Genomic DNA, 585 nt, shown 5'->3' on the forward strand with positions numbered 1-585 from the left:
GCAAGTGAAGCGGGACCTGCCTTTAGATCGGGCGAATGTGCCATCACCTTTGGCTCCTCTGCTAGTTATGCTGGCTTAAAACGAGATGCCAAATTTGAGTTTGGAGAATCGACCCTTCCCTACTACGCCGATGTTGAAGGCGCGCCACAAAATACCGTCATTGGAGGCGCAAGTCTCTGGGTTATGAATGGTAAACCGCTCGATCATTATAGAGGTGTTGCTCAATTTTTTGATTATATCTCTCAACCTGAGATTCAGGCAGCAAGCCATATGCGAACGGGTTACCTTCCTGTGACAAAAGCCGCCTTTGAGATCACAGAGGCAAGTGGTTTTTATGAGGAGAATCCAGGAGCAAATGTCCCGGTAGAGCAGATGATCCGAAAAGCAACCGACAATACCCGCGGGATCCGCTTAGGTAATATGCTTCAAATCCGCGCGATTGTCGATGAAGAGACAGAGCAGATCTGGAGCGGTCAAAAGAATCCGGAAGCGGCTCTCAACAATATTGAAGAGCGCGGAAATCAACTCCTTCGCCGTTTTGAGCGCGTCAATAATCGATAGTATCAACTAAATAAACGGGGCGAT

General features: G+C 48.2%; 1 protein-coding gene. It reads left to right on the top strand.

The window, feature by feature from the left end:
* On the top strand, positions 1–561 hold a 561-nt coding region (locus FK530_RS27615; RefSeq protein WP_146489491.1), incomplete at its 5' end, for an extracellular solute-binding protein.
* Between the last annotated feature and the right edge of the window lie 24 nt (positions 562–585).

The organism is Tsukamurella conjunctivitidis (assembly GCF_007858475.1).
Lineage (GTDB): Bacteria > Actinomycetota > Actinomycetes > Mycobacteriales > Mycobacteriaceae > Tsukamurella > Tsukamurella conjunctivitidis.